Below are 21,359 nucleotides of genomic sequence, written 5' to 3' on the forward strand. Positions count from 1 at the left end.
GCCGGACCACCCCCGCGTCGGCGGGGAGCAGGCTTCGACCGTGACGGGGTCGCGGCTTGGCTGCGAGTCGTTCTGCCATGAATCCCCCGAAGGAGTGATCACCGCGTGAGCACGCCCTATCCCTTTACCGCCCTCGTCGGACAGGACAGCCTCCGCTTGGCACTGCTCATCAACGCGGTGAGCCCGGCGGTCGGCGGTGTGCTGGTGCGTGGCGAGAAGGGCACCGCCAAGTCGACGGCGGTGCGGGCCCTTTCGGCGCTGCTGCCGGAAGTCCCCGTCGTCCCCGGCTGTCGCTTCTCCTGCGACCCGGCGGCGCCGGACCCGGCGTGCCCGGACGGCCCGCACGAGCCCGGCGACGGCACCGCGCGCCCGGCCCGCATGGTCGAACTCCCCGTCGGTGCCTCGGAGGACCGGCTCGTCGGCGCCCTGGACATCGAGCGGGCGCTCTCGGAGGGCGTGAAGGCCTTCGAGCCCGGCCTGCTCGCCGACGCGCACCGCGGGATCCTCTACGTCGACGAGGTCAACCTCCTGCACGACCACCTCGTCGACCTGCTCCTGGACGCGGCGGCGATGGGCGCCTCGTACGTCGAACGCGAGGGCGTCTCCGTACGGCACGCCTCGAAGTTCCTGCTGGTCGGGACCATGAACCCGGAGGAGGGCGAGCTGCGGCCGCAGTTGCTCGACCGGTTCGGGCTGACCGTCGAGGTCGCGGCCTCGCGGGAGCCCGACCAGCGGGTGGAGGTCGTACGGCGGCGCCTCGCGTACGACGACGACCCGGCCGGCTTCGTCGCCCGGTGGGCGGACGAGGAGAGTGCCGTACGGGCGCGGATCGTGGCGGCGCGCAAGCTGCTGCCGTCGGTCCTGCTGGGTGACGGGGCGCTGAGGCAGATCGCGGCGACCTGTGCCGCGTTCGAGGTGGACGGCATGCGCGCCGACATCGTGATGGCCCGGACGGCGAGCGCGCTGGCGGCCTGGGCCGGACGGACCGAGGTGATCGCCGAGGACGTACGGCAGGCCGCGCTGCTCGCGCTGCCGCACCGCAGGCGTCGTAACCCCTTCGACGCACCGGGCCTCGACGAGGACAAGCTCGACGAGACCCTGGAGGAGTTCGGGGACGGGTCCGACGACGAGGACCCGAACCCGGATCCCGACGGGCCCGACGGGGGCGGCGGGCAGCCGCCGTCGGAGGACGGCCCTGAGGGAGGCGACACGGGTGCGCGGCCCGAGGCCGGGGAGGAGGGCGGCGAGCCGCAGCCCTCCAGTGCCGGCTCGGGCGAGCAGCAGCCGGCGCGGGCCTCCGAGCCCTTCCGTACCAAGGTGCTGAGCGTGCCCGGCCTCGGTGAGGGGGCAGCGGGGCGGCGTTCGCGGGCGCGGACCGAGCACGGGCGGACGACCGGGGCCCGGCGGCCCCGAGGGGCGCTGACCAAGCTGCACCTGGCGGCGACCGTGCAGGCGGCGGCGCCGCATCAGCGGGCGCGGGGCCGGTCGGGGCGCGGTCTCGTCGTACGCCGTGACGATCTGCGGCAGGCGACCCGGGAAGGGCGCGAGGGGAACCTCGTGCTGTTCGTCGTCGACGCCTCCGGGTCCATGGCCGCCCGGCAGCGGATGAGCGCGGTGAAGGGTGCCGTGCTGTCGCTGCTGCTCGACGCCTACCAACGGCGGGACAAGGTGGGGCTGGTGACCTTCCGGGGGGCGGCCGCCGAGGTCGCGCTGCCTCCCACCTCTTCCGTCGACGCGGCGGCGGTGCGGCTGGAGTCGCTGCCCACCGGCGGGCGGACGCCGCTCGCGGCGGGCCTGCTGCGGGCGCACGAGGTGCTGCGGGTGGAACGGCTGCGGGATCCGGCTCGGCGCGCGCTGGTCGTGGTCGTGACCGACGGGCGTGCCACGGGTGGACCCGAGCCGGTCGCCCTCGCCGGGCGTGCGGCCCGGCTGTTCGCGGCCGACTCGGTCGCCTGTGTGGTCGTGGACTGCGAGTCGGGGCCCGTGCGGCTGGGCCTGGCCGGGCAGCTGGCGGGTGAGCTGGGAGGTACGGCGGTGACGCTGGACGAGTTGCGGGCGGACTCGATCGCCGGGCTGGTCAGGGACGTTCAGGGCAATTCGAGGAGGGCCGCGTAATGCCGCAGGGACAGCCGAGTGTCGTACCGGAAGACGGTCTGACGACTCGTCAGCGTCGTAACCGGCCTCTCGTCGTCGTGCACACGGGGATCGGGAAGGGCAAGTCCACCGCCGCGTTCGGGCTCGCTCTGCGCGCCTGGAACCAGGGGTGGCCGATCGGGGTGTTCCAGTTCGTCAAGTCGGCGAAGTGGAAGGTCGGCGAGGAGAACGCGCTGCGGGTGCTGGGTGCCAGTGGTGAGGGCGGGTCCGTCGACTGGCACAAGATGGGCGAGGGCTGGTCGTGGGTGCAGCGGGGCATCCAAGGTGACAACTCGACCAACGAGGAGAAGGCCCGGGAGGGCTGGGAGCAGGTCAAGCGGGATCTGGCGGCCGAGACCTACAAGCTGTACGTGCTCGACGAGTTCGCCTATCCCCTGCACTGGGGGTGGATCGACACCGACGAGGTCGTCTCCGTGCTCCGGGACCGGCCCGGCACCCAGCATGTCGTGATCACCGGGCGCAACGCTCCCGAGAAGCTCGTCGAGTTCGCCGATCTTGTGACCGACATGTCCAAGGTCAAGCATCCGATGGACGCCGGGCAGAAGGGGCAGAGGGGCATCGAGTGGTGACTTCTTCCGTCCCTCGGCTGGTCATCGCCGCGCCCTCCTCGGGCAGCGGCAAGACCACCGTTGCCACGGGGCTGATGGCCGCGTTCGCCGCGCGGGGGCTCGCCGTGTCCCCGCACAAGGTCGGGCCCGACTACATCGACCCCGGGTACCACGCGCTCGCCACCGGGCGGGTGGGGCGGAACCTCGACGCGTATCTGTGCGGTCCGGAGCTGATCGGGCCGCTGTTCCTGCGTGGGGCGAGTGGGTGTGACATCGCCGTCGTCGAAGGTGTCATGGGGCTGTACGACGGGGCCGCCGGGGAGGGTGAACTGGCGTCCACCGCTCATGTGGCGAAGCTGTTGCGGGCGCCGGTGGTGCTGGTCGTCGACGCCTCGTCGCAGTCGCGGTCCGTGGCGGCGCTGGTGCACGGGTTCGCGTCGTGGGATCCGGAGGTGCGGGTCGGGGGCGTGATCCTCAACAAGGTCGGGTCGGATCGGCACGAGGCCTTGTTGCGGGAGGCGTTGGACTCGGCGGGGGTGCCGGTGCTGGGGGTGTTGCGGCGGGTGGCTCAGGTGTCGACGCCGTCGCGGCATTTGGGGCTGGTGCCGGTTGCCGAGCGGCGCGCTCAGGCTGTGGACGCTGTTGCGGCGATGGCGGAGCAGGTGCGGGTCGGTTGTGACCTGGAGGCGTTGGTCGCGCTGGCGCGGGGTGCCGGTGCGTTGGCCTGTGCGGGGTGGGATGCGGCTGAGGCTCTGGCTTCTTCGCCCCCGCGGCCCCTTCCCGTCCCGTCCCTGGGGGCCGCGCCCTCAGACCCCCGCTTTCGGCCCGAAGGACCTCGTCCTCGAACTCCCCCAGAGGGGGGACCCCCAGACGGGCTGGATATCGCGGAGCGTCGCTCAGAAGTGAGGGTTGCCGTCGCCGGGGGGCCCGCCTTCACCTTCTCCTATGCCGAGCACGCCGAGCTGCTCACCGCGGCGGGCGCCGAGGTGGTCACCTTTGACCCTCTGCGGGACGAGCAACTGCCCGACGGTACGCGCGGGTTGGTCATCGGGGGTGGGTTTCCCGAGGTGTATGCCTCCGAGCTGTCGGCCAACGAACCGCTGCGCAAGGCCGTTGGCGCGCTCGCGGACAGTGGTGCTCCTGTCGCCGCGGAGTGTGCCGGGCTGCTGTACCTGTGCCGTGAACTGGACGGGCAGCCCATGTGCGGGGTGCTCGACGCCTCCGCGCGGATGGGCGAGCGGCTGACCCTGGGCTACCGGGACGCCGTGGCCGTGAGTGACAGTGTGCTCGCCGTCGCGGGGACGCGGATGCGGGGGCACGAGTTTCATCGGACGGTGGTGGAGCCCGGTGCGGGGGCCGGTGCTGCCTGGGGGGTGCGGACTCCGCAGCGGCGGGTCGAAGGTTTTGTGGAGCGCGGTGTGCACGCGAGTTATCTGCACACGCACTGGGCGTCCGAGCCCGGTGTGGCCCGTCGGTTCGTGGAGAGGTGCCGGACGTCATGAGCAGCAGGTTGATCGGAGTCGGGGTCGGACCCGGGGATCCGGAGCTGGTGACCGTCAAGGGCGTCAACGCTCTGCGGGCCGCCGAGGTCGTCGTCGTGCCGGTGATGGACACCGGTGAGCGGGGGCGCGCGGAGGCCACCGTGCTGCACTACGTGCCCGGGGACAAGGTCGTACGGGTCGTGTTCGCGCTGAACGAGCGGACCGACCGGGCTCGGCGGGAGGCCGCCTGGGACGCCGCCGGGGAGCGGGTCGCCCAGCTGCTCGAAGCTCATGGCTCCATCGCCTTCGCGACCATCGGCGACCCGAACGTGTACTCCACCTTCACCTATCTCGCGCAGACCATCGGCGAGCTGGTGCCGGGCGTCGTCGTGGAGACCGTGCCCGGGATCACCGCGATGCAGGACCTGGCGGCGCGGTCGGGGGCGGTGCTGACGGAGGGGACCGAACCGCTGACACTGGTGCCGGTCACCGCCGGGACCGCCGTGCTCAAGGACGCGTTGAACGGACCCGGGACCGTCGTCGCCTACAAGTTCGGGCGGCAGGCGCAGGAGGTGGCCGAGGCGCTGCGGGAGAGCGGGCGGATCGGCGACGCGGTGTGGGGTTCGGCGCTCGGGCTGCCGGAGGAGTCCATCCGGCCGGCCGCCGAGCTGGACGGGGAGCCCCTGCCGTATCTCTCGACGCTCATCGCGCCCCCGCCGCGCGGGGGCGGGCGGGGCGGCAAGCTGTGACAGCCCCCAGAGCATCACTCGGCGATGCCCACCACCAGCCAGATGAACGCCGCGCCCGCGATCGTGCACAGCACGGTCGAGCGGGCGGGGTGTTCGTGGTGGGCCTCGGGCAGGATCTCGGCCGCCGCGAGGTAGAGCAGCGCGCCGCCGAAGAAGCCGAGGTAGCCACCGAGCAGGGGCTCCGGGATGGTGAACAACAGCGTCGAGGCGGCGCCCAGCACGGGGGCGGCCGCGTCCGCGAACAGCATGGCGAGGGCTCTGCGGCGGGCGTTCCCGTACAGGCTCGTGATCGTGTACGTGTTGAAGCCGTCCGCGAAGTCGTGGGCGACGACGGCCAGCGCGACCGCCGCGCCCATGCCGCCGCCCACCTGGAAGGCCGCGCCGATCGCGACGCCGTCCATGGCGCTGTGGCCGACCATCGCGGCCGCGGCCGTCAGGCCCACCTCGGGGGCGCGGCCGTTCACCTCTTCGGCGCCGTGCGCGGCCTGCCGTACCGCGAGCAGACGTTCCACCAGATGGGCCATCAGGAACCCGGCCACGAACAGGAGCAGGGCCGCGGGTACGCCGAACACCTCGGTGCCGGCCGCGTCCAGCGCCTCCGGCAGCAGGTCCAGGCCGACCACGCCCAGCATCAGGCCGCCGGCCAGGCCAAGGACCAGATGGCGGCGGTCGGTCACGCGCAGTGCCGTCCAGCCGCCGGCCAGCGTCATCAGGAACGCGCCGAGCGCGACGAGGACCGCCATGTGCCCTTGGTATCCGATCAAGCCCCCGTTACGCACATCCAAGCCCCGGTGACGCGCACCCGACGCCGGCGCCCGCACCGCTCGTAAGACCCAGTGACACCTCGTGACACCTCGTGACACCTCGCAAGACCTTGAAGAGAGGACCGTTTCCCATGGCCGATGCCCCCACCGGCAAGGTGACCTTCGTCGGTGCCGGCCCCGGCGCCGCCGACCTGCTGACGTTCCGTGCCGCGCGTGCCATCGCCGAGGCCGACGTCGTGATCTGGGCTGCCAGCCTGGTCCAGGAGGAGGTCCTCCAGCACGCGCGTGAGGGCGCGGAGATCCTCGACTCGGCCACGATGTCCCTGGAGGACGTGGTGGCCGTCTACGAACGGGCACTGACGGAGGGCCTGCGCGTGGCCCGTATCCACTCCGGCGACCCGGCCCTGTGGGGCGGTACGCAGGAGCAGCTCGACCGGTGCGCCCGGATCGGCATCGACACCGAGGTGATCCCGGGTGTCTCCGCATTCTCCGCCGTCGCGGCGCTCGCGCAGCGCGAGCTGACCATCCCCGAGGTCGCGCAGTCCGTGGTGCTCACCCGTCTCGGCGGCGGCAAGACGCCGATGCCGCCCGGGGAGGAGGTGCGGGAGTTCGCCAAGCACGGCACCACCATGGCGATCTTCCTGTCGGCGGCCCGCAGCGGGCAGCTGGTGCGGGAGCTGCTGGAGGGCGGCTACCCGACCGGCACGCCGGTCGTGGTGGCGTACCAGGCGACCTGGCCGGAGGAGCTGATCGTGCGGTGCACGATCGAGACGCTGGAGGAGACGGTCAAGGAGCACAAGCTCTGGAAGCACACCCTCTTCCTGGTGGGCCCGGCCCTCGACGCCGAGGGCACCCGCTCGCACCTGTACCACCCCGGACATTTCCACGGGTACCGCAAGGCCGACCCGGAGGCCCGCAGGGCCCTGCGCTCCCGGGGTGCGAGCACGTGATCACAGTGGTCGGTACGGGGACCGGGGCGCCGCTTCCGGCCGGGGTGCTGGCCGGGGCGCGGCTCGTCGTCGGCGGCCGCCGGCATCTGGCCGCCGCGCCGGTCCCGGCCGACGCCGAACAGGTCGTGCTCGGTGCGCTGGCGCCCGCGCTGGACGTCATCGAGCGGCACCTGGAGAAGCGGAACCCCGTCGTCGTGCTGGCCTCCGGGGATCCCGGGTTCTTCGGGATCGTGCGGGTGCTGTCCGAACGGTTCGGGGCGGCGGCGCTCGATGTCCGGCCGGGGGTCTCGGCCGTGGCCGCCGCCTTCGCGCGGGCCGGGCTGCCGTGGGACGACGCGGTGGTGGTCAGCGCGCACGGGCGTGACCTGCGGACGGCCGTCAACGTGTGCCGGGCGCGGCCGAAGGTCGCCGTGCTGACCGGGCCGGGGGCCGGGCCCGCCGAACTGGGCGCCGCCCTCAGGGCCGACGCGCGGGTCCTGGTCGTCGCCTCCGCGCTGGGTTCCGCGGCCGAGCGCCTGGAGCGGGTGACGCCGGCGGAGGCCGCCGCCCGAGACTGGGGCGACACGGTGAACGTGGTGCTGTGCCTGGACGGGTCGCGGGCGCTCGGTCCCGTGCGCACGGTCGCCGGGCCGCCCGCCGGGCCCGCCGCCTGGGCGTTGGACGAGGACGAGTTCACCCACCGGGACTCCATGATCACCAAGTTCGAGGTGCGGGCGCTGGCGTTGGCCCGGCTCGGTCCCCGCCTCGGTGACCTGGTGTGGGACATCGGCGCGGGCTCCGGCTCGGTGGCCGTGGAGTGCGCGCGGTTCGGCGCCGCCGTCACGGCGGTCGAGAAGACCCTGGACGGCGTCGAGCGGATCCGGGCGAACGCCGCCGCGCACGGGGTCGACGTACGGGTCGTGCACGGGGCGGCGCCGACCGTGCTGTCCGACCTCGACGATCCCGACGCCGTGTTCGTGGGCGGCGGGGGGCGCGAACTGCCCGCCGTCGTCACGGCGTGCGCGCGGCGGGCGCGGCGGACGGTCGTCGTCGCCATGGCGGCGCTCGACCGGGTCCCGGCCACGCGCGCGGCGCTCACCGGCGCCGGCTTCACCTGTGACGGGGTGCTGCTGCAGTCGTCCCGGCTCGCGCCGCTGCCGGGGGACGTGACCCGGCTCGCCGCGACCAACCCGGTTTTCCTGCTGTGGGGCGTCCGGCCCCAAGCGCTTGAAAGAAGAGGAGTTGCTCAGTGATCGGCCTCATTTCCGCCACCGCGGCGGGGGCGGCTGCGCGGGACCGGCTGGCCGCGGCGTGGCCGGACCGTACGCGCGTGTACGAGGGTCCCGTGGGGGACGCCGTACGTGCCGCGTTCGCGCAGTGCGAGCAGCTCGTGTGTTTCCTGGCGACGGGAGCGGTCGTACGGCTGGTCGCGCCGCTGCTCGGCGACAAGGCGTCCGACCCGGGTGTGGTGTGCGTCGACGAGGGCGGCCGGTTCGCCGTGTCGCTGGTCGGCGGGCACGGCGGCGGCGCCAACGAACTCGCCCGCGAGGTCGGCGAGTTGCTGGCGGCACAGCCCGTGGTGACGACGGCGACGGACGCGGTGGGGGTGCCCGGCCTCGACACGCTCGGGTTCCCGGTGGAGGGCGATGTCGCGGCCGTCTCGCGCGCCCTGCTCGACGGCGAACCGGTGGCCCTGAAGGCGGACTTCGCCTGGCCTCTTCCGCCGCTCCCGGTCGCCTCGGAGGGCTCGTACGCGATCAGGCTGACGGACCGCCTCGTCGAGCCCGCCGCGCACGAGGTCGTCCTGCGGCCCCCGTCCCTCGTGGTGGGCGTCGGCGCCTCCAAGGGCGCCCCGGCCGACGAGGTGCTGGGGCTGGTGGAGGCCGCGCTGGCGGACGCGGGACTGTCCGCCAAAAGCATCGCCGAACTCGCCACCGTCGACGCCAAGGCCGGGGAACCGGGGATCGTGGAGGCCGCCCGGCGTCTGGGCGTGCCGCTGGTCACCCACGTGGCCGAGGAGCTGGCCGCCGTGGACGTGCCCAACCCGTCCGGCGCGCCCCTCGCGGCCGTCGGCACTCCGTCCGTGGCCGAGGCCGCCGCGCTCGTCGGCGGGGGCGAACTGCTCGTCCCCAAGCGAAAGTCGGACCGCGCGGACGGGCGGCCCGCCATGGCGACCTGTGCCGTCGTACGGCGGCCCGCGCGCGGCCGGCTCGCGGTCGTCGGGCTCGGTCCCGGCGCCCGGGACCTGCTCACGCCCCGGGCGAAGGCGGAGCTGCGGCGCGCTTGCGTGCTCGTCGGTCTCGACCAGTACGTCGACCAGATCCGCGACCTGCTGCGGCCGGGCACCCGGATCCTGGAGTCGGGGCTCGGGGCCGAGGAGGAGCGGGCGCGAACGGCTGTGGAGGAGGCGCGGAAGGGACAGGCCGTCGCGCTGATCGGCAGCGGGGACGCCGGCGTGTACGCCATGGCCTCCCCCGCGCTCGCCGAGGCGTCCGACGACATCGACGTGACCGGCGTGCCCGGTGTCACCGCGGCGCTCGCCGCGGCCGCCATCCTCGGTGCGCCGCTGGGCCACGACCACGTGTCCATCAGCCTCTCCGATCTCCACACCCCCTGGGAGGTCATCGAGCGGCGGGTGCGGGCGGCGGCCGAGGCCGACATCGTCGTGACCTTCTACAACCCGCGCAGCCGGGGCCGGGACTGGCAGCTGCCGAAGGCCCTCGCCATCCTCGCCGAGCACCGGGAGGCGGCCACACCGGTCGGTGTCGTGCGCAACGCGTCGCGGCCGGACGGGTCGAGCCGGCTGACGACGCTGGCCGCCCTGGACCCGGCGACCGTCGACATGATGACCGTCGTGACCGTGGGCAACACGGCGACCCGGGACATCGCGGGGCGCATGGTGACACCGCGCGGTTACCGGTGGCAGGAGAGCCCGCAGGAGGAGCCCAAGTGAACCGTGTGGATCGTGTGATTCATCCGATCGAGCAGGAGTCCTTCCGGCGGCTGCGCGCCCGTCTGGACACCTCGCACTTCCCGCCGCTGACCCGGGCCGTGGTGGAGCGCGTCATCCACTCCGCGGCCGACCTGGAGTACGCGTCGGATCTCGTCATGGACGAGGGCGAGTTGGAGAAGGCGCATTCCGCTCTGCACGCCGGTGCGCCCGTCGTCGTGGACGTGGAGATGGTCGCGGCCGGGATCACCCGGCGCGAGACCGTCTGCCGGCTCAGGGACGCCGTGGCCGGTCCGGAGCTGACCCGCTCCGCGCACGCCATCCGGCTCGCCTACGAGCAGGTCGGTCCCGGCGCCCTCTGGGTGATCGGCAACGCGCCGACCGCCCTGGAGGAGCTGCTGACCCTGGACGCGTCCCCCGCGCTCGTCATCGGTCTGCCCGTCGGTTTCGTCGGCGCGGCCGAGTCCAAGGCCGCGCTCCGCGAGAGCGGGCTGCCCGCCGTGAGCAACGTGTCCGAGAAGGGCGGTTCGGCGGTGGCCGCGGCCGCGCTCAACGCCCTTCTCTACCACCGTACTTCGCACCCAGATTCGCATTCCGAGGAGAAATCGTGACCACCCCGCCGCCCGCCCTGCTCATCGCCGGTCATGGCACCCGGGACGACGCGGGAGCCGAGGCGTTCCGCGACTTCGTCCGTGAGCTGGGCGACCGCCACCCCGAACTGCCCGTCGCGGGCGGCTTCATCGAGCTGTCCCCGCCGCCGCTGGGAGACGCGGTCACCGAGCTGGTGGAGCGGGGCGTACGACGGTTCGCCGCCGTACCGCTGATGCTGGTGTCCGCCGGCCACGCCAAGGGAGACATCCCGGCCGCGCTGGCCCGCGAGAAGGAACGGCACCCCGGGATCTCGTACACCTACGGCCGTCCGCTGGGCCCGCACCCCGCGCTGCTGTCCGTCCTGGAGCGGCGCCTCGACGAGGCGCTCGGCACCGCGGCGCGCAGGCCCGAGGACCGCGCCGACGTGACCGTGCTGCTGGTCGGGCGGGGCTCGACGGACCCGGACGCGAACGCCGAGGTGCACAAGGCGGCGCGGCTGCTGTGGGAGGGGCGCGGGTACGCGGGCGTGGAGACCGCGTTCGTGTCGCTGGCGGCACCGGACGTGCCGAGCGGGCTCGACCGGTGCGTGAAGCTGGGGGCGCGGCGGATCGTCGTCCTGCCCTACTTCCTGTTCACCGGCATCCTGCCCGACCGGGTGCGACAGCAGACGGAGGGCTGGGCGGCCGCGCACCCGGAGGTAGAGGTGCGGTCCGCGGACGTGATCGGCCCGGAGCCGGAGCTGCTCGACCTCGTGATGGAACGGTACGAGGAGGCCCTCAAGGGCGACCTGCGGATGAACTGCGACACCTGCGTGTACCGGATCGCGCTTCCTGGCTTCGAGGACAAGGTGGGTCTGCCGCAGCAGCCGCACTTCCACCCCGACGACGACGACCACCACGGACACCACCATGGCGCCCACTCCCATGCCCACTGAGGGACACGACCTGCGGCACCACGGTGACGCCGAGGTGCGGGACGACGGCGCGCGGCTGACCGACCTGGCGGTGAACGTCCGCGCGGACACGCCTCCGGCGTGGCTGCGGGAGCACCTCGCCGGCTCGCTCGGCGATCTGGCCGCCTATCCGGACGGACGGGCCGCGCGGGCCGCGGTCGCGGCGCGGCACGGGCTCCCGGTGGAGCGGGTGCTGCTGACGGCGGGCGCCGCGGAGGCCTTCGTGCTGCTCGCGCGGGCCCTGAAGGTCCGCCGGCCGGTCGTGGTGCACCCGCAGTTCACCGAACCGGAGGCGGCGCTGCGGGACGCCGGCCACACCGTCGACCGGGTGCTGCTGCGGGAGGAGGACGGCTTCCGGCTGGACCCGGCGGCCGTCCCCGACGACGCGGACCTGGTCGTGATCGGCAACCCCACGAACCCGACGTCGGTGCTGCACCCGGCCGCCACGATCGCCCGACTGGCCCGTCCCGGCCGGACCCTGGTCGTCGACGAGGCGTTCATGGACGCGGTGCCGGGTGAGCGGGAGGCCCTGGCCGGCCGCACCGACGTGCCCGGTCTCGTGGTCCTGCGCAGCCTGACCAAGACGTGGGGGCTGGCCGGGCTGCGGATCGGGTACGTACTGGCCGCGCCCGAGACGATCGCGGACCTGGAGCGGGCCCAGCCCCTGTGGCCCGTCTCCACACCCGCCCTCGCCGCGGCCGAGGCGTGCGTGTCGCCGCGGGCCCTGGCGGAGGCGGCCCACGCGGCCCACCGCGTCACCGCGGACCGGGCCCATCTCGTCGCGGGGCTGGAGGAGTTCGCCGCGGACGGGCTACGGGTGGCCGGACCGGCCGAGGGCCCCTTCGTGCTCCTGCGGCTGCCGCGTGCCGTCGCAGTCCGCCGCCACCTGCGTGACCTGGGCTTTGCGGTCCGTCGCGGGGACACGTTCCCCGGGCTCGGCGAGGAGTGGCTGCGGCTGGCGGTGCGGGACCGGGTGACGGTCAACTCGTTCCTTCAGGCACTGGACCGGGCGATGGCTCTGGCGCATCACTGAGCCGCGGCGCCACCCGCTCCCGGGCGCCGTCCGGGAAGCGGATCTCCACGGTTCCGTCCGCGGCGACCGACGCGCTCGCTCCCGGGCGCAGGGCGTCCGGGTCGGCGCTGAGCACCACGAGGGTCACCAACAGGCGGACGCTGTCGCGCAGTTCGAGCACGGGCGTCGCCGAGTGGTGGCCGACGGCGTTGGTGCCCAGCGCCGTCGTGACCGTGCCCTCGGCGCCGTCCCAGCCGAACAGGCCGGTGATCGCGCTGGTCAGCCCGTCCGCCCGGCGGGCCGACGCGTGGCCCGGGCCGGTCCGGGCAACCGGCGGCGCGGTGTCGTCGGCGACGGCCCAGCCGCCTTCGCGGACCGCGGTCCCGGGCGGGACGCCGAGGTGGTGGACGCGGACCTCCCACGGGCCGTGGACCACGCTCACCGTCTCGATGCGATGCCCCCGCGCCCGGTGCCAGGAGGCGGCACGGCCGTCCGAGGCGCCGAGCGGGTGGATGCGGCCGCGCGGGGACGGCGTGCCGTCGGGGGCGAGCAGGGCGATGTGGTTGTCCGGGCCGGTGTCCGGGGCCGGAGGCGTTTCGGGGGCCGTCGCGCTGGAGTACGCGAACCGGGCGTAGTGCGGGCTGTCCTCGGCGGTCGCCGGCGGTGGCGGGAGCCGGTCGCTGCCGTGGTTGACGAGCCGGACGATCCCGTCGGCCGCGGTGGTGTGCAGGAGCCAGCCGGGGGCCGGGAGGGCGAGGCGGACGTCGGCAGTGTCCACGGGGGCGGGCTCCTCGGGTGCCGTCCACACCGGGTGGCTCTCGGGCAGCAGCAGGCCGAGGAATGCCTTGCTCGCCCAGTACGGGGAGGCGGGGCCCGAGTAGCGCTGGGTGACGGGGAGGAAGGGGCGGTACCAGCCGAGGGTGAGCAGACCCCGCTCGTCGGGCGCGCCCCGTTCGGCGAAGTGCCGCAAGGCGCCCGAGGCGAGGCGGCGGGTGCGGCCGGGCGGCAGCGGGGTGGCGTCGGCGAGGACGCCCGCCCACAGCGGGGCGGCGGTCGCGAAACGGTAGGTGAGGGACCGGCCCTGGTGCAGCGGGGCCCCGTCGGAGCCGAAGAAGTGCTGGTGGACGGCGAGGAACTCGCGCAGGCGGCCGCGGTGCCGGGCCACCGCCTCCGGGTTCGCACGCGGTCCCGCGATGCGCGCCCACAGCACCGGGTACAGGTGCAGCGCCCAGGCGTTGTAGTAGTCGAACTTGCGGCCGTCGCCGTCGGTGTACCAGCCCTCGCCCCGGTACCAGTCGTCGAGGCGGGCGAGCCCGGCGTCGATCTCGGCGCGGCGGTGCGGGGCGCCGACGGAGGCCAGGAACTCCTCCGTGATGACCTGGAACAGGCGCCAGTTGGAGTCGTTGACGTCCGCGCCGACGAAACCGCCCAGCCAGTCGGCGACCTGTCCGCGCACGCCGTCGTCGAGGTGGTCCCACAGCCAGCGGCGGGACTCGTGCAGGGCGATCGCGATCGACGCGGCCTCGACCATGGGCTGCGCGCGGTCGGTGATGGGCGGCCAGCGTTCGGCGCCGCGCGGGTCCGTGCCGGCGGCGAGTCCGGCCGCGTACCGCTCGATCAGGGCGGGACCGACGCGGCCGTCCGAGCCCGCGATACGGAACGCCGCCAGCAGGAACGACCGCGCGAAGCCCTCCAGCCCGTCCGACCACGGGCCGGAGTGACTGGGCGGCCCGGGCAGCCGGTACTGGGCGAAGCCAGGCGAGGCGTACGGCAACAGCCCGTCGAGAAGCCGGTCGGCGATCGCCTCCCAGTGGGCGCGGGTCCACCCGGTGACGGGCGAGAGCACCCGGTCGGCCGGAGGCAGTCCGGAAAGGTTCGGCAGCTGCGTCGGATCGTCGGGCAGCGACACGTGCGGCGCGGTCATACGGGGGTGGGTCCTCCGTCTCGGTGGTGGCCGGGGGTGGGCAACGCGGCGTGCTGGCCGGGGGCGGGGCCACGCGGCGGAATACGGCGGCGTCGGTGCGGGTCCTCCGTCGGTCGGTGGCTGCCGCGGGCGGGCGACGCCGCGGCATACGGCGATCAGGCTGGAGGCCCCCGGTGGATCGGCGGTGGCCGGGGCCGGGCCACACCGCGGCATGCGGCGAGGTGGGTGCAGGTCCTCCGTCGGTCGGCGGTGGCCGGGGGCGGAAGGCCGGGCTCCGGCACACGTTGTGGGCGGTGGCCGGGGGCGGAAGGCCGCGCTCCGGCGCACGTTGTCGGCGGTGGTCGGGGGCGGAAGGCCGCGCTCCGGCGCACGTTGTCGGCGGGTGCGGGGTCTCCCTCGGTCGGCGGGGGTCGGGGCGGGGCGGGGCGGGTCGCGCTCCGGCGTACGACGACGGGGGCGCGGTTCTCCCTCAGTGGGCGGTGGCCGGGGGCGGGGCCACGCTGCGGCGTACGACGATGTGGGTGCCGAGGAGGTGGTGGCTGCCGGCGGCGTGGTCGGGGTCGCGCAGGGCGATGCGGACGGCGGCGCGGCCGAGTTCCTCGGCGGGGGTGCGGACGGTGGTGAGGGGCGGGTTGAAGTCCTCGGCGAGGGGGATGTCGTTGTAGCCGACGACGGAGATGTCGTCGGGGACGCTCAGGCCCGCGTCGGCGATGGCGCGCAGGGCTCCGGCGGCGACCATGTCGTCCCCGGCGAAGACCGCCGTGAACTCCCGTGTCTCCTTGAGAAGTGCGGTCATCGCGTGCAGCCCGGCCACGCGGCCCAGGCCGCAGTCGACGACGTGCGCGGCGCTCGGCGGCAGTCCGTGCTCGGCGAGCGCGGCCCGGTAGCCCGTGACGCGGGCGTCGAGGGCGGTGTTGCCGGGCAGCCCGCCGAGGAAGACGATCCTGCGGTGGCCGGCCGACAGCAGGTGCCCGGTGACGGCCCGCGCGCCCGCCTCGTTGTCGAACTCGACCACCAGCGCGGGGATGTCGGGATCCGGGGCGGGCCTGCCGCACAGCACCAGCCGGGCACCGGTGGCGTCCAGGGCCTGGGCGTAGTGGGCGACCCGCTCGCGGTAGGCGTCGTCCTCGACGACCCCGCCGACCAGGATCACCAGCCTGGCTCCCTCCTCCCGCATGAGCTGCACGAACTCCATCTCGCGCTGCGGGTCCCCGCCGGTCGCGCCGACCACGCACAGCCAGCCGCGGTCGGCGGCCTCCGCCTCGACGCCCTCGGCGACCTGGGCGTAGAACGGGCTCGTCACCTGGCGGACGACGACCGCGGCCATCTTGCGGCCGCCGCCGACCAGGGCGCGGGCGTGCGCGTTCGCGACGTAGTCGAGGTCACGGGCGGCGCGCAGGACGCGGGCCCGCGTCGCGGGGGGCACCGGGTGGTTGCCGCTGAGCGCGCGGGAGGCGGTGGCCATGGACACGCCCGCCCGCTCCGCGACCTCCCTGATCGTGACCCGCCGCTTGGACCCCATGTCGTTCCCCATCCCCCGCGCTCCTCTTCCACCGGCAGCCGTCACGTGTTGGCCGCGTAGTCCTTCGCGAACTCCTCGGCCATTCTGTCGCCGCCCCGGGCCCGCCACTTCTTCACGGCCCCGTCCCACTCCGAAAGCGGGATGCGCCCGGCGACGATGCCGGTGACGGTGTCGTCGAGGAGCGCCTTGAGCGTGGTGCCCTGGGCGTTCTTCGTCCGGGACTGCAGGCCGTAGGAGGCGTTGCGGACGGCGTGCGGGACGGTCTTGAGCTGCCAGGCGTGCAGCGCCCGTACGGCGTCGGGCATGCCCGGCACGAACAGCACCTGGGGGCCTTCGGCGAGGTACTTCAGCGGCAGGTTGGTGTTGTTCTCCACCTCGCCGAGCTTGGTGGGCTGCGGTGAGCCGTCCTTGCCGCGGGTGAAGTGGGTGCCCTCGACGCCGTAGTGGACGAGTTCCCACTCCTGGCTGCCGAAGGGCGCGGCGAGGTAGTCGAGGATGCGCAGCAGCAGCTCGACGCGTTCCTTCTTGGCCTTCTTGAGCACGGTGTAGCCGAAGGAGCGGCGGGCCGCGACGATGCCGCCGGGCGTGCCGTCGACGCTGTACGGGAGCGCGGCGGCCGGGGTCAACTTGCCCTGGGATTCCCGGTACTTGGGCAGGTAGGCGCCGAAGCCGTCCTGCATGGAGCCGACCGTGCCGTTGTAGTAGAGGGTGGTGAGGTCGATCTGGGAGATGGACGTGGCGTCCGGGTGGTAGGAGCCGTCCTTGCGCAGCCGGGACTGGAAGGCGATCGAGGCCTTGAAGCGTTCGTCGGCCCAGCCCGGCAGGAAGGTGCCGTCCTTGGTGACGGCCCACTCCTGGGGTGCGTTGTGGGCGGCGGAGTGCACGGCGTTGCCGAACAGGGAGCCCTGCGCGGCGCCGAGTGCGTAAGTACGGCCGTTGGTGGCCTTCTTGGCGGCGGCGGCGAAGTCGTCGGCGCTCCAGCCCTCCGTCATGCCGGCGTCGGCGAACATGCCCTGGTTGAGCCAGAGGGTGGAGCCGGGCAGCGGGCGCTCCAGCGGGATGCCGAAGACCCGGCCGCCGATGCGGCCCATGTCGCGCCAGGCGTGGGTGGGGATGTTCGCGAGGTTGGGGTAGTCGGTGATCGCCTCGCCGGACAGGTACGGCGTGAGGTCCTCGGCCCGCCGCTGCACGAACTCGGCCTCGCGGGGCAGGACGAACCCGGTGAAGAGGTTGATGATGTCCGGCAGGGCGTCGGCGTCGCCGGCCATCACCGTGGCCATCTTCTTCTGGTAGTCGGCCTGGGAGACGATCGTGTACTCGATCTTCACGCCGAGGGCCTTCTCGACGGCGGCCCAGAACCGGTTCGCCGAGGCGGGCTTGGGCGGGGTGCCGAAGGACACCGACATGACCTTGACGGTGGAGCCGTCGCCCGGGGTGCGGGAGACGGACTTGACCAGGTCGGAGGGGTAGGCGGTGTATCCGGCCTGGACTCCGTCGCCGGTGGGGGCGAGGTCCGGCTTTGGGCCGGTGGCGGGCTTGTACGCGGGCCAGGGGGCGAGTTTCTTGCCCGCGTTGGAGACGTCGCTGTCGCCGGAGCTGGTGGAGCAGGCGGTCAGCAGGGCGGGGGCGGCGATCGCTGCGCCGCCCGCGGCCACGGATCGCAGCAGGGTACGGCGGGACATGCTGGGCATGGGCAAGTCACCTTTCTACACACGGCTCTTGATGACGGGTCGGCCGGCAACGGGCCGGTCAGCTCTTGATGGCGCCCGTGAGCACGCCCTTCGTGAAGTACTTCTGCAGGAACGGGTAGACCAGCAGGATCGGCACGGTGGCGATCACCAGCACCGCCATCTGCACGGTCTGCGGGGCGGTGACCGTGCCCTCGCCGGTCGTCGCGTCGGTGAGCCCGGAGCCGGCCACCACGTAGGTGCGCAGCACCTGTTGGAGGGGCCAGTGGTCGCTCTCCAGGTACAGGGAGGCGTAGAACCAGGAGTTCCAGTAAGACACCGCGTAGAACAGGCCGACCACGGCGAGGGCCGCCTTGGACAGCGGCAGGACGACGGAGAACAGCACCCGCCAGTCCCCCGCCCCGTCGAGCCGCGCGGCCTCGTACAGCTCCTCGGGGATGCCCTGGAAGAAGCCGCGCAGGACGACGAGGTTGAAGACGTTGACCAGGACGGGCAGGACCAGCGAGGCGTAACTGTCCAGCAGGCCCAGCTCCTTGACCAGCAGGAAGCTCGGGATCATGCCGGGCGGGAAGAGGAAGGTGAACAGGATGAGGAGCAGGACCGGTTTGCCGCCGAAGACTCCGGGGCGGGACAGGGCGTAGGCGAGGGTCACCGTGCAGGCGAGGCTGAGCAGGGTGCCGACGATCGTGACGCCGGCGCTGACGCCGAGGGCGTGGGTGACGATGCCGCCGTCGAGGATGTCGCGGTAGGCGTCGAGGGACGGTTCGGTCGGCCACAGCACCCAGCCGCCGTTGTCGACGACCTCGTCGGTGGAGGCCAGCGACGTCGACACGATGACGAGGAACGGCACGCAGACCAGCAGGACGACGGCGACGAGCGCGAGGGCCTTCGCGGCCTGCGTGAGCGGCTTGGGCTTCTCCAGCCAGCCGGGACGGACAGCGGCCCGGGTGCGGGCACTCACTTGTAGACCCCCTGTTCGCCGAGACGGTGGGCGACCTTGTTGGCGGCGTAGACGAGCAGGGCGCCGATCACGCCCTTGAACAGGCCCGCGGCGGCGGCGAATCCGTAGTCGCCGCCGACGATGCCCTGGTAGTAGACGAAGGTGTCGATGATCTCGGCGGCCTCCGGGCCGACCGCGTCGCGCTGCAGCAGCATCTGCTCGAAGCCGACGGAGAGGATGTCGCCGAGCCGCATGATGAGCAGCAGGACGATCACCGGGCGGATCGCGGGCAGCGTGACGTGCCAGAAGCGCCGCCAGGGCCCGGCGCCGTCGATCGCGGCGGCCTCGTACTGCTGCTCGTCGACCTGCGCCAGCGCGGCGAGGAAGATGATCGTGCCCCAGCCGGCGTCCTTCCAGATGACCTGGGCGACGGTGAGCGGCTTGAAGACGTCGGGGTTGCCGATGATGTCGACGGTGCTCAGCCCCATGCCGTCCAGCGAGGTGTTGAGCAGTCCGGTGTCGCCGAGCAACTGCTGGAAGAGGGCGACGACGATCACCCACGAGATGAAGTGCGGCAGGTAGGCCACCGACTGCACGAAGCGGCGCACCGAGCTCCAGGTGAGGCTGTGCAGGAGCAGGGCGAGGCCGAGCGGCACCGGGAAGTAGAAGGCCAGCTGCAGGACGGCGATCCAGACGGTGTTGAGCACCGCGTCCCAGAAGGCGCCGTCCTCGAACATCCGCTGGAAGTTGCCGAGCCCGACCCAGGGACTGCCCCAGAGGCCATCGAAGGGGACGTACTCCTTGAAGGCGATGACGTTGCCGGCCAGGGCGCCGTAGTGGAACAGCAGGAAGTAGGCGAGGCCGGGCAACAGAAGCAGGATCAGACCGCGACTCTGCAAACGTTTTCGTCGCGGATGCTCACCGCTGGTTCGACGGCGAGTTGTGTCAACCTCCTCCGTACCTGCGCGTTCCCGTAGGACAGCGACCACGGGTCCCCCTCGAGTCTCGATGTCGGAGTGAGGGGAAGTTAAAACGTTTTCATTCGGCAGTCAACAGGTCTGACACAGAAGGGCTGTTGACTGCGAACACGCTCGGCCGGTCAGCTCCGGCTGCGGCGCCCCGGCGCCAACTCCGCTGCGGCCGGGGCGACCTGCGACTTCACGTGGGCGGCCGGGGCCGTGCCGGTCCCGTGCCCGCCGAGGAGTGCGCTCGGTGGGGCACAGGCCGTTCGCTCACCCCACGACCCGCCCGTTCAGCACCACCCGCAGCGGGTCCGCGAGTACGCGGACGTCCGTGCGGGGGTCCCGTTCGTACACCACCAGGTCCGCCGCCGCGCCCTCCTCCAGGCCGGGGCGGCCGAGCCACGTCCGGGCGGCCCAGGTCGTCGCCGCGAGGGCCTTCAGCGGTGGGATCCCGGCCGTCACCAGTTCCGCGACCTCCGCCGCCGCCAGACCGTGGGGCAGGGTGCCGCCGGCGTCCGTGCCGACGAAGACCGGGATACCGGCGTCGTAGGCGTTGCGGACCGTGTCGTAGCGGCGTGCGTGCAGGCGGCGCATGTGGGCGGCCCAGCGGGGGAACCGGGACTCGCCGCCCTCGGCCAGCAGGGGGAACGTGGCGATGTTGACCAGCGTCGGGACGATCGCCACGCCACGGGAGGCGAACAGGGGGATCAGCTCGTCCGTCAGGCCCGTCGCGTGCTCGATGCAGTCGATGCCGGACTCCACCAGGTCACGGAGCGAGTTCTCGGCGAAGCAGTGCGCCGTCACCCGCGCACCCAGCCGGTGGGCCTCCGCGATCGCCGCCTCGGCGGCCTCCCGCGGCCAGCTGGGTGCCAGGTCGCCCACCTCGCGGTCGATCCAGTCGCCGACCAGCTTCACCCAGCCGTCGCCGCGCCGGGCCTCCCGGGCGACGTACGCCACCAGGTCGTCCGGCTCGATCTCGTGGGCGTAGCCCCGGATGTAGCGGCGCGTGCGCGCGATGTGCCGACCCGCCCGGATGATCTTCGGCAGGTCCTCGCGGTCGTCGATCCAGCGGGTGTCGGAGGGGGAACCCGCGTCGCGGATCAGCAGGGTGCCGGCCTCGCGGTCGGTCAGCGCCTGCTTCTCCGCGACGTCCTGCTCGACCGGCCCGTGCGGGCCCAGGCCCACGTGGCAGTGCGCGTCGACCAGGCCGGGAAGCGCCCACCCCGACACCCGGCGGATGTCACGGGCGCCGACGGGACGGTCGTAGGAGATCCGGCCGTCGACGATCCACAGCTCGTCCCGGACGTCCTCGGGCCCGGCCAGGATCCGGCCCTTCACGTGCAGCACCGCGCGATCGCTCATGAACGGCACCTTAGCCAGCCCCGGTGTCACTGCTCCCAGGGTGGTGGCCCCTCGAAGGCGAGCCGGTGCACGTCGAAGAGGACCGCGGCCTCCACACCGAGCGCGGGCCCGGCCTGTCGGGCCGCCCAGGTCAGGAAGGAGCGGGGTTCGAAGCCCTGGGCGCCGAGGCCCTTGGTGTACTCGGCGTGGGCGGCGAGCGACGCGATGCCCCGCTCCAGTGGTTCGCCCGTCACGTCCACGCCGTGGGTGGGCCGCTCGGCGCCGGCGAAGCACACGAAGCGGACTCCGCCCCACGGTTCGAGCCCCTCGTCGGCGAGCTCCGGGAAGATCCACCGGTTGCCGGCGTCGCGGGCCGCGTCGAGCGCGGCGAGGCCCACCACGCGGTGGTCGGCCTGGTTGACCACACCGGCGACCATCCGCACGGTGTACGCGCCCGACACCACGACCTCGGGCCGGTGCCGGCGGATCGCCCGCACGATGTCGCGGCGCAGGGCCGGCCCGTACTCGATGCTTCCGTCGCGGTGGTCGAGGAACTCGACCGTGTCCACGCCCACTTCGCGGGCCCCGGCCCGTTCCTCGGCCTCGCGCAGCGGGCCCGCCTCGTCCGGGTGCAGCCCGTCGATGCCCGCCTCGCCCCGGGTGGCCAGCAGGTACGTGACCTGCTTGCCCCGAGCCGTCCAGCGGGCCACGGCGGCGGCCGTCCCGTACTCGATGTCGTCCGGGTGCGCGGCCACGGCGAGGCAGCGTTCCCAGTCGTCCGGCAGAAAAGGCAGCGCGGCACCGGCTCCGGGGCCGCCCGCGTCGTCGAGAGTCGTCATGCCCGAAATGATG

General features: G+C 73.5%; 18 protein-coding genes. 10 read left to right on the plus strand and 8 right to left on the minus strand.

Features of this window, described 5'->3' with window-relative positions; all coding sequences use genetic code 11:
• Positions 1–105: 105 nt before the first annotated feature.
• The 4 genes from ACWBNA_RS06150 to cobI are packed head-to-tail and all read left to right on the plus strand — an operon-like array spanning position 106 to position 4,932.
• Positions 106–2,115 (plus strand): putative cobaltochelatase, encoded by a 2,010-nt coding sequence (locus tag ACWBNA_RS06150; protein WP_482703105.1) that lies wholly within the window; start codon positions 106–108, stop codon positions 2,113–2,115.
• The gene (cobO, locus tag ACWBNA_RS06155) at positions 2,115–2,723 is read left to right on the plus strand and encodes a cob(I)yrinic acid a,c-diamide adenosyltransferase (protein ID WP_482703107.1); all 609 of its coding nucleotides are present in this window, start codon (positions 2,115–2,117) and stop codon (positions 2,721–2,723) included. Before ACWBNA_RS06150 ends, cobO begins: the two co-directional genes overlap by 1 nt.
• Positions 2,720–4,204, plus strand: coding sequence for a cobyrinic acid a,c-diamide synthase CobB (locus ACWBNA_RS06160; protein ID WP_482703109.1), 1,485 nt, complete (start codon positions 2,720–2,722; stop codon positions 4,202–4,204). The genes cobO and ACWBNA_RS06160 overlap by 4 nt, the downstream gene beginning before the upstream one ends.
• Positions 4,201–4,932: a precorrin-2 C(20)-methyltransferase gene (gene cobI, locus ACWBNA_RS06165; RefSeq protein ID WP_482703111.1), complete on the plus strand. Its 732-nt coding sequence runs from the start codon at positions 4,201–4,203 to the stop codon at positions 4,930–4,932. Before ACWBNA_RS06160 ends, cobI begins: the two co-directional genes overlap by 4 nt.
• Positions 4,933–4,946: 14 nt before the next feature.
• Here the strand turns inward: cobI and ACWBNA_RS06170 are convergent, their stop codons facing one another.
• On the minus strand, positions 4,947–5,675 hold the full coding sequence (locus tag ACWBNA_RS06170; protein WP_482703113.1) for a ZIP family metal transporter: 729 nt from the start codon (positions 5,673–5,675) through the stop codon (positions 4,947–4,949).
• A 152-nt stretch (positions 5,676–5,827) separates the two neighbouring features.
• On the opposite strand from ACWBNA_RS06170, the gene cobM reads away from it, so the two are divergent.
• The 6 genes from cobM to cobC are packed head-to-tail and all read left to right on the plus strand — an operon-like array spanning position 5,828 to position 12,151.
• Positions 5,828–6,646 (plus strand): precorrin-4 C(11)-methyltransferase, encoded by an 819-nt coding sequence (gene cobM, locus ACWBNA_RS06175; protein ID WP_482703115.1) that lies wholly within the window; start codon positions 5,828–5,830, stop codon positions 6,644–6,646.
• The gene (gene cbiE, locus ACWBNA_RS06180) at positions 6,643–7,878 is read left to right on the plus strand and encodes a precorrin-6y C5,15-methyltransferase (decarboxylating) subunit CbiE (protein ID WP_482703117.1); all 1,236 of its coding nucleotides are present in this window, start codon (positions 6,643–6,645) and stop codon (positions 7,876–7,878) included. The genes cobM and cbiE overlap by 4 nt, the downstream gene beginning before the upstream one ends.
• Positions 7,875–9,578, plus strand: a complete 1,704-nt coding sequence (cobJ, locus tag ACWBNA_RS06185) for a precorrin-3B C(17)-methyltransferase (protein ID WP_482703119.1) — start codon at positions 7,875–7,877, stop codon at positions 9,576–9,578. The genes cbiE and cobJ overlap by 4 nt, the downstream gene beginning before the upstream one ends.
• Positions 9,579–9,583: 5 nt before the next feature.
• Entirely contained in the window at positions 9,584–10,186 is a 603-nt protein-coding gene (locus ACWBNA_RS06190) for a precorrin-8X methylmutase (RefSeq protein WP_482703341.1), read from the plus strand.
• Positions 10,183–11,100, plus strand: a complete 918-nt coding sequence (locus ACWBNA_RS06195; RefSeq protein WP_482703121.1) for a sirohydrochlorin chelatase — start codon at positions 10,183–10,185, stop codon at positions 11,098–11,100. Before ACWBNA_RS06190 ends, ACWBNA_RS06195 begins: the two co-directional genes overlap by 4 nt.
• Positions 11,090–12,151 (plus strand): Rv2231c family histidinol phosphate aminotransferase CobC, encoded by a 1,062-nt coding sequence (gene cobC / locus ACWBNA_RS06200; protein WP_482703123.1) that lies wholly within the window; start codon positions 11,090–11,092, stop codon positions 12,149–12,151. The genes ACWBNA_RS06195 and cobC overlap by 11 nt, the downstream gene beginning before the upstream one ends.
• Here cobC and ACWBNA_RS06205 read toward each other — a convergent pair.
• The 7 genes from ACWBNA_RS06205 to ACWBNA_RS06235 form a co-directional block, all read right to left on the minus strand.
• Entirely contained in the window at positions 12,099–14,054 is a 1,956-nt protein-coding gene (locus ACWBNA_RS06205) for a DUF2264 domain-containing protein (RefSeq protein ID WP_482703125.1), read from the minus strand. The two genes, cobC and ACWBNA_RS06205, sit on opposite strands and share 53 nt — an antisense overlap.
• 469 nt (positions 14,055–14,523) lie before the next feature.
• Positions 14,524–15,576 carry a LacI family DNA-binding transcriptional regulator gene (locus tag ACWBNA_RS06210; protein WP_482703342.1) on the minus strand — a complete coding sequence of 351 codons (1,053 nt, stop codon included), beginning with the start codon at positions 15,574–15,576 and terminating at the stop codon, positions 14,524–14,526.
• A gap of 41 nt (positions 15,577–15,617) precedes the next feature.
• Positions 15,618–17,267 (minus strand): type 2 periplasmic-binding domain-containing protein, encoded by a 1,650-nt coding sequence (locus ACWBNA_RS06215; RefSeq protein ID WP_482703127.1) that lies wholly within the window; start codon positions 17,265–17,267, stop codon positions 15,618–15,620.
• A 58-nt stretch (positions 17,268–17,325) separates the two neighbouring features.
• Positions 17,326–18,225, minus strand: a complete 900-nt coding sequence (locus tag ACWBNA_RS06220; protein WP_482703128.1) for a carbohydrate ABC transporter permease — start codon at positions 18,223–18,225, stop codon at positions 17,326–17,328.
• A complete protein-coding gene (locus tag ACWBNA_RS06225; RefSeq protein WP_482703343.1) occupies positions 18,222–19,076 on the minus strand; it encodes an ABC transporter permease in 855 nt (284 codons plus the stop codon). Before ACWBNA_RS06225 ends, ACWBNA_RS06220 begins: the two co-directional genes overlap by 4 nt.
• Before the next feature lie 360 nt (positions 19,077–19,436).
• A complete protein-coding gene (locus ACWBNA_RS06230) occupies positions 19,437–20,528 on the minus strand; it encodes an amidohydrolase family protein (protein ID WP_482703130.1) in 1,092 nt (363 codons plus the stop codon).
• Positions 20,529–20,554: 26 nt separating this feature from the next.
• Positions 20,555–21,346, minus strand: a complete 792-nt coding sequence (locus ACWBNA_RS06235) for a PIG-L deacetylase family protein (protein ID WP_482703132.1) — start codon at positions 21,344–21,346, stop codon at positions 20,555–20,557.
• Positions 21,347–21,359: the final 13 nt, after the last annotated feature.

It is taken from the genome of Streptomyces sp. Q2 (assembly GCF_056820935.1).

Excerpts from the sequence above, each read along its gene's own strand:
- cobO (WP_482703107.1), top strand. The coding sequence starts at position 2,115 with ATGCCGCAGGGACAGCCGAGTGTCGTACCGGAAGACGGTCTGACGACT.
- cobC (WP_482703123.1), top strand. The coding sequence starts at position 11,090 with ATGCCCACTGAGGGACACGACCTGCGGCACCACGGTGACGCCGAGGTG.
- ACWBNA_RS06235 (WP_482703132.1), bottom strand. The coding sequence starts at position 21,346 with ATGACGACTCTCGACGACGCGGGCGGCCCCGGAGCCGGTGCCGCGCTG.
- cobM (WP_482703115.1), top strand. The coding sequence starts at position 5,828 with ATGGCCGATGCCCCCACCGGCAAGGTGACCTTCGTCGGTGCCGGCCCC.
- ACWBNA_RS06210 (WP_482703342.1), bottom strand. The coding sequence starts at position 15,576 with ATGGGGTCCAAGCGGCGGGTCACGATCAGGGAGGTCGCGGAGCGGGCG.
- ACWBNA_RS06230 (WP_482703130.1), bottom strand. The coding sequence starts at position 20,528 with ATGAGCGATCGCGCGGTGCTGCACGTGAAGGGCCGGATCCTGGCCGGG.
- ACWBNA_RS06205 (WP_482703125.1), bottom strand. The coding sequence starts at position 14,054 with ATGACCGCGCCGCACGTGTCGCTGCCCGACGATCCGACGCAGCTGCCG.
- cobI (WP_482703111.1), top strand. The coding sequence starts at position 4,201 with ATGAGCAGCAGGTTGATCGGAGTCGGGGTCGGACCCGGGGATCCGGAG.
- ACWBNA_RS06215 (WP_482703127.1), bottom strand. The coding sequence starts at position 17,267 with ATGCCCAGCATGTCCCGCCGTACCCTGCTGCGATCCGTGGCCGCGGGC.
- ACWBNA_RS06170 (WP_482703113.1), bottom strand. The coding sequence starts at position 5,675 with ATGGCGGTCCTCGTCGCGCTCGGCGCGTTCCTGATGACGCTGGCCGGC.